The organism is Flammeovirga pacifica (assembly GCF_000807855.2).
Classification (GTDB): domain Bacteria; phylum Bacteroidota; class Bacteroidia; order Cytophagales; family Flammeovirgaceae; genus Flammeovirga; species Flammeovirga pacifica.
On sequence record NZ_JRYR02000001.1, the window covers coordinates 3,651,378 to 3,657,692 of the forward strand.

The window sequence follows — 6,315 nt, forward strand, 5'->3', positions numbered from 1 at the left end:
GGATTATCATTTTTCTTAGTAGGATACTTTCTTTATCTGGCTTTTAGGAATTAGAAAAAGAAATGTCTAGAAAGATGAAACATATTAATAAAAAAGTAATTTTGAGTGCGATAATCCTCACCTTTTTTGTGATAGCATTATCTTGTAACAAAATTAATAAGTTTGGATTAGAAGAAGTTGAAAGATCTCTTCATCATATAGAATTAGATCAGGAATATATTCCGGAACTTCATTTTAAGGAGAAAAGATATATTCCTGCTTATTCTAATTTGTATTATAAGTCAAAGTCTGCAAGTCTTTTTTGTACGGTAATTTTGAGTATCAGAAATACGAGTATGACAGATGATATTTATTTGAATTCTGTAGATTATTATAATACTTATGGTGAAAAAATCAAAGAACTCATTCAGAAAACGAATAAGCTTAGACCATTAGAAACCAGAGAGTTTGTGATAGAATTCAATGATAAACTTGGAGGTTCTGGAGCTAACTTTATAGTGGACTATGGAGCTAAAAACGCTTTAATTGATGTTCCTATTATAGAATCAGTTTCTGTAGGACATCATGGAAATAATGGATTTACAATCACTTCTAATTCTCAAGTAATACAAACAAATAAACATTAAATACTATGATTGGAAGTGAGATGACACTACTCCTTGCCGTTTTAATTATTATCGGTATTTTATTATATAATCCTACTAAGGATTTAGGAATTCCTGCGGCCTTTATTTTTATTGGTGTTGGTTTATTCTTAGGAAATGGTGATTCTTCTTTTGAGGTATATGACAACCCCGAGTTAACTGATTTTATAAGTCAGACGGCACTAGTCTTGATCATCTTTGTGGGTGGTTTACATACCAAAGTATTGGATATAAAGAAAGTCATCAAAGAAGGAATACTGGTCTCCAATATAGGAGTTTTAGTCACTTCTTTAGCATTGGGAGTTTTTGTGTCATTTGTTACTCCACTGTCATTATTAGAAGGTTTTTTATTGGGTTCTATTGTATCTTCTACAGATGCAGCGGCTGTTTTTGGTGTTTTAGAAGCAAAGAAAATGAAGTTGAAATATGCTTCTGATAAGGTATTAGAGTTCGAATCGGCCACTAATGATCCGATGGCAATGATACTTACTTTAATCTTTGTGGGAATTTTAAAAACACCTGATGCACCGATTGATTACTTAGGAAGCTTACAGTTTTTCTTTCAGCAGATATTTATTGGAGGAGGGTTAGCCTTTACCCTATTTCATATGATTAAATTTTTGTTTAAAAAGTTTCACTTTCAAGAAGAAGGACTGATACCTATTTTATTATTTAGTGTTTTAATTGTATTCTTAAAACTGAATGAGTATTTGGGTGGTAATGCTTTAATAGGTGCGTATATTTTAGGCGTATTATTAAACACATTAGATTATCAGAATAAAGATAATTCACTACATTTCTTTAATAGTTTTTCTTGGTTAGCACAGTCTATTATGTTTTTGATTTTGGGATTACAAATCTTTCCAAAACACTTAATGGAAGTACTTCCCATAGCGATTCTACCTACCCTATTCTTATTCTTTGTAGCAAGACCATTAGGAGTGTTTACTTCTTACTTACCCATCAAAGAACCATTAAACAAAAAGATATTTATTTCATGGAGTGGTTTGAAAGGAGCAACACCCATTGTGTTTGCCTTGATACCGGTTTTATCTGAAGTAAATAATGCTGATATGATATTTTACATCGTCAGTTTTATGGTGTTTGTGTCTTTAATCATCCATCCTTTTAGTATGGAGTATTTAGCGAAAAAAATAGATCTATTAGAAGATGAAAATTAGCCAATGCCCGCTGGTTTTTATCTAAAAACAAAAAATTAAAACCATGAAAAATATAATAATCATTGCCGCATTGCTATTAAGTAGTATCACTATATCAAAAGCACAGAATATTAGTTTAGAAGATACTGTTACTATTAAAAATAGAGAATATGTTGTAAAAGGGGTAGACAAAAGAGGGTTCTTCTATGAAGTACAAAAAGTAGGTAGTCATAAAAAAAAGAATGTACATATTAATAAAATAACGAAGACAGGAACTTCTAGTAATCAAAAAATCAGCCTCGAAATAGGCATGTCAGAAGAGTCGGTGAGAAATACGATGAAGCACCCTCCTTATCATGAAAAGAAATTAGAGGGGACTTGGGGAGAATTAACCATATTACAGTACCAAATGAAATCTGATAAAATTATTTATCTGGTATTAGAGAAGGAGAAATTAGTCTCCATTATGAAAGAAAAGTAATACAAAAAGGTTCAAGAAATAATTTTATCTTGAACCTTTTTTATGTTTAAATACGACTTGATTATTTTTAATAACCTGCTTTTTCTAAGCTTTCCATTATATGTTTTGCAAGTGCTTCTAACTCACAAGTCATTCAATCCCTTTAAATTCATAGAACGATGATACTGTACTAGACAATGAGATCACTCTTCTAATTACCAACTTAATTAGAATTGGTGTTTTACTTTACAATCCATCAAAAAAAATGGGTATTCCTGCTACTTTATATTTATTGGAGTAGGTTTATTTCTAGGAAAAAGTGATTCTTCTTTTCAGGTTTATGACTATACTGAGTTATCAAATTTCATTAGTCAGGCAGCATTGGTTCTCATTATTTTTGTGGATGGTTTACATACCAAAATACTAGATATGAAAAAGGTAATTACTAAGTTTTAGGGTGTTTAATTAAAAAATCGACATATTTTTTTTAATTAAAAAGTGATTAATAATTAAAAAGAATACGAGAAAAAATAGATATTTCTTCAAGTCAACTTCATTAAAAATGAAATCATAAATGAAGGTCCCTGTAACATAAGACAATGAAATTGTAATATTTTTTTTAAATCTTTGAATATCCATTTTGAATTAGTTTATTTTTTAAATTAATAAAATGACCTTCACCATATAGTAATACCAAGTTCTTATTCTGGTTGTTTATTACTTTTTTTACAATTTTATTTTCTCTAATACTAAATATTATTGAATCTTCGATATTGTAATCCCTTTTATGTTTATTAATATCGAAAGGTTCTCCTATAATTTTTTCATATAACTTCACATAGTCACAAGCTGTGATATCAAGGTTTAAATTATTCTTAAAGTGATCTTTTAATTTTGAATTAGTTCAAGCTTCAAGATCAAGAAAAAAAGCTATTCTTTTATATCTCTCAATAGAGTGTTGATTCAATAAATATTCGATTTTTTCTTGTTGTAAGGAGCAATTTTTAGTATTAATTTTCATTTGTTCGTAAAAGAGGGTATAACCCAATTGATTTAAAGAATCAAATTCATTAGTCAATGACTTGTAATAATTTTCAGATTCGATATGTTTAATACCAAATAGTATTACCTTTTTTCCTTCCTCATTGATAAATGTACATTTCTTATAGTTTCTACCAAACCCTAGAAATCCTGTTATAAAACCTTGAATGAAAAGAAGAAACCCAATAGCTAGAAAACTGTAAATTAAATACTTTATTTTTTTATGCATGATAACTTTTATTTTAACTCTGTCTGTATAATTTGATACTGTAATTAGGTTAGCAGTCTACCAACCCATACTTATCTACATCCACTTTACACCCACCCTTTCAAATCATGATCAGGTGCAATGCAATCACTTCTTCTAGGCGTTCGAAGTTGCCTGTTAAAGCTGTACGTAAAGTTTTTTTCTTATTTCGGAGTAGCCCAACTGCTTACGAAATACCATTATGAATGTTTTTTTAGTTTAAATTGGCTTCCTTTTTTTATGAAAAAGTGATTTATTCTTAAGAAGAATGAAATCATTACGTTTTTATAATTTTCGATCTGAAAACATCTTTAATTATAGTGGTATTGATGATTTTAGACTTTTCAGAAAACCCTAATTATTTTTCAGTCTTTTGGATGTAAATAGTTTCTTGTTTATTCCATAAAATCAAGGAAGAAATTCCTTGTTCTAAAACATAGTCACAGAAAGCAAAATCTCCTTTTGAAAAAGAGTAATTACAAAGCATTACGGGAATAGTAAAGTAATATAATTGGAGATCATTATATAATATTGGGAAGATTATACAGAATAAGGTTATTAAAACAATTGGTAACATTGAAATAAATAGATATTGATATCCATTTAGTTTACTTGAGTGAGTTGTGACATAGAAGATCATTGCCTTTTTGACTTTTCCAAAATAGGCATCTCGTTTTCCAAGTATAATATACCCTAGATAATGAATTATTTCATGGATAATAATAAGTATAGAAAAGGAAAAATAAATAGATACTCCTAATAAAAATAAAGCACTATACTCTTGGTGATAACAACTATTTGATACTTTGACTATAAGTAGAAGAAGTATCAATAATTGTATGTACTCAATTCGAGAATAACTTTTAAGAAGCCTTCCATTTTTTTGAAACCTATCAGTAATGAAAGAATTCACGTCAGAATGCTTTATTGTTTGTAGTGGCATGTTTTAGAAAATTAGATATTATCATAGTTCTTTTCTATAATATGAACCTATGATTAAAATTATATTAATAGAATAATCATAGAAATAAAATACTCCATTTTATTTCTCATTACTTTTTCAGAAGAGGAGGTTTAGTTCAAACTTTTTAAAGTTGGACATATTAATCCTTAGAGGATATAGTACTTGGGACCTTAATTCCTTTGATAATAATTACTGAACTCAAAATTGTGAAATAAATAACCTTTAGGTCTATTTAATTGAGTGTAATAGTTAGTATTACTCTAATTAGTTCTTTGGATAGTAGCATTATTTAATGAAATTTGCTTTAAAGTAAATTAGTTTTTGAAGCACAAATCTTAATACTTTTTTTAAAAAAAAGTCACCTTAAATAGAGTTGTATACTAATATTATTTCATGAAAAAAGAGGCTGTCTCAATTTTTTAATCTAAAATAATGTATCTCACCACAACATAGCTACCAATTACCATTCCTATTAGAAAACATGATAAAAAGGTAATAGAACTAATTCCTTTTGGTAAAGCATTTTGGAGTTCATTTAAAAAATCTTTCATAAATATAATATTAAAATTTGGCAATATATTTAGCAGCGCTATAGCCTGCGTATGTGGCAGCTCCGCCCACAAAACCACCTAAAATTACTGCAGTAGAACCTAAATTAATTGCATAAAAAAGGACTCCACCTTCAATTTCTTTTTGTTCGTAAATATTAATTTCTTTGAACTTATTCATAGTTGTATTATCTAGTTGCTGCTAAAATGCTGCTCCTCTAACAGCTCCTGCTGCTACCCCTGCTAAAAAGCATTTAGCGAAGAAAGCAGTTGAAACACCTAGGATTACAGCAAATCCCCCATTAGCCTAACGAACTGCCTCAAGTTCTAATTCCTGAAATTTCATAATAATTAGTTTTGCTTAATTGAGTGTAATAGCTAGTTAGTATTACTCTAATTGTAAGCAGTCGGGCAACTCCATCTATCATCCTATAATCCCACGCATTAATTTTACGACATAATCAAACACAACAATTATGTCAAGAAAAGAAGAAATGTACGCTCATCTAGAAGCATGGAAAGAAAGTGGATTAACTCAAAAAGGTTATTGCGCACTTCATTCAATAAAAGCACCTACTTTCAGTTATTGGGTAACCAAGACTTGTGGTAAAAAAAACGTTGACTCACCTGCTCAATTTATTCCTATCTCTCCAACTAACCCTGTTGAGCAAAAAATAACAGTTGAATACCCTAACGGAGTAAAAGTTCATTTATCAAACACTGAACTTCTTAAAGAAGCGATTCATTTATTCTAATGTTATCCTTACGAAATACAGACCATATTTACCTTTACAGTGAGTTTACGGATATGCGTAAAGGATTTAACGGTTTAAGTACTATCGTTATTTCTTTGATGGAGATGAATGTAGTGAGTGGTGACATTTATGTTTTCATCAATAGAAGTAAAGATAAAATCAAACTGTTACGTTTCGAAAGAGGTGGCTTTTCTCTCTATTATAAGCGATTAGAAAGAGGTCGATTTGAACTTCCAGTAGGTTTTGGAAAGTGTGACAGTATTCATTTAACCTCTGCTCAAATTATGATGTTAATAGAAGGCATTTCTTTAGAAAAAAGAAATCAAAAAGTGCGTTTCTAGTATCATTATTGCTATAAATAAGAGGTGAGTAAAGATGAGAAAATAGCATCACTGAAACAAACAAACACTTCTTTAAGTGAAGAAAACACACAATTAAAAGCACAGGTGGCCATGTTTCAGAATATGCTTTTCGGGGCTAAATCCGAGAAGCGTAA

At 29.5% G+C, this 6,315-nt stretch carries 9 protein-coding genes; 5 read left to right on the forward strand and 4 right to left on the reverse strand.

What is annotated here, in order from left to right; genetic code table 11:
- Positions 1-74 precede the first annotated feature (74 nt).
- From NH26_RS14365 to NH26_RS14375, 3 genes are read left to right on the forward strand one after another with little or no spacing between them, the layout of a single operon-like run.
- Positions 75-626 carry a DUF3124 domain-containing protein gene (locus tag NH26_RS14365; protein WP_052432287.1) on the forward strand — a complete coding sequence of 184 codons (552 nt, stop codon included), beginning with the start codon at positions 75-77 and terminating at the stop codon, positions 624-626.
- A gap of 5 nt (positions 627-631) precedes the next feature.
- A complete protein-coding gene (locus NH26_RS14370; protein ID WP_044228613.1) occupies positions 632-1,825 on the forward strand; it encodes a potassium/proton antiporter in 1,194 nt (397 codons plus the stop codon).
- Between the two features lie 43 nt (positions 1,826-1,868).
- Entirely contained in the window at positions 1,869-2,285 is a 417-nt protein-coding gene (locus NH26_RS14375; protein WP_044228615.1) for a hypothetical protein, read from the forward strand.
- Positions 2,286-3,168: 883 nt separating this feature from the next.
- On the opposite strand, the gene NH26_RS14385 is transcribed toward NH26_RS14375, so the two are convergent.
- The 4 genes from NH26_RS14385 to NH26_RS25470 all read right to left on the reverse strand — a co-directional run bounded on the left by NH26_RS14385 (position 3,169) and on the right by NH26_RS25470 (position 5,245).
- The gene (locus tag NH26_RS14385) at positions 3,169-3,534 is read right to left on the reverse strand and encodes a hypothetical protein (RefSeq protein ID WP_044228620.1); all 366 of its coding nucleotides are present in this window, start codon (positions 3,532-3,534) and stop codon (positions 3,169-3,171) included.
- Between the two features lie 376 nt (positions 3,535-3,910).
- Positions 3,911-4,495, reverse strand: coding sequence for a DUF3267 domain-containing protein (locus NH26_RS25850; RefSeq protein WP_044228621.1), 585 nt, complete (start codon positions 4,493-4,495; stop codon positions 3,911-3,913).
- A 440-nt stretch (positions 4,496-4,935) separates the two neighbouring features.
- Positions 4,936-5,067: a hypothetical protein gene (locus tag NH26_RS25800; RefSeq protein WP_262494282.1), complete on the reverse strand. Its 132-nt coding sequence runs from the start codon at positions 5,065-5,067 to the stop codon at positions 4,936-4,938.
- A gap of 10 nt (positions 5,068-5,077) precedes the next feature.
- Positions 5,078-5,245 carry a hypothetical protein gene (locus tag NH26_RS25470; protein WP_158021944.1) on the reverse strand — a complete coding sequence of 56 codons (168 nt, stop codon included), beginning with the start codon at positions 5,243-5,245 and terminating at the stop codon, positions 5,078-5,080.
- 295 nt (positions 5,246-5,540) lie between these two features.
- Here NH26_RS25470 and tnpA point away from each other — a divergent pair, with 295 nt between their 5' ends.
- Both tnpA and tnpB read left to right on the forward strand, forming a co-directional pair.
- Entirely contained in the window at positions 5,541-5,819 is a 279-nt protein-coding gene (tnpA, locus tag NH26_RS14395; RefSeq protein ID WP_071397162.1) for an IS66 family insertion sequence element accessory protein TnpA, read from the forward strand.
- The gene (gene tnpB / locus NH26_RS14400) at positions 5,819-6,160 is read left to right on the forward strand and encodes an IS66 family insertion sequence element accessory protein TnpB (RefSeq protein WP_071397163.1); all 342 of its coding nucleotides are present in this window, start codon (positions 5,819-5,821) and stop codon (positions 6,158-6,160) included. The genes tnpA and tnpB overlap by 1 nt, the downstream gene beginning before the upstream one ends.
- Positions 6,161-6,315: the final 155 nt, after the last annotated feature.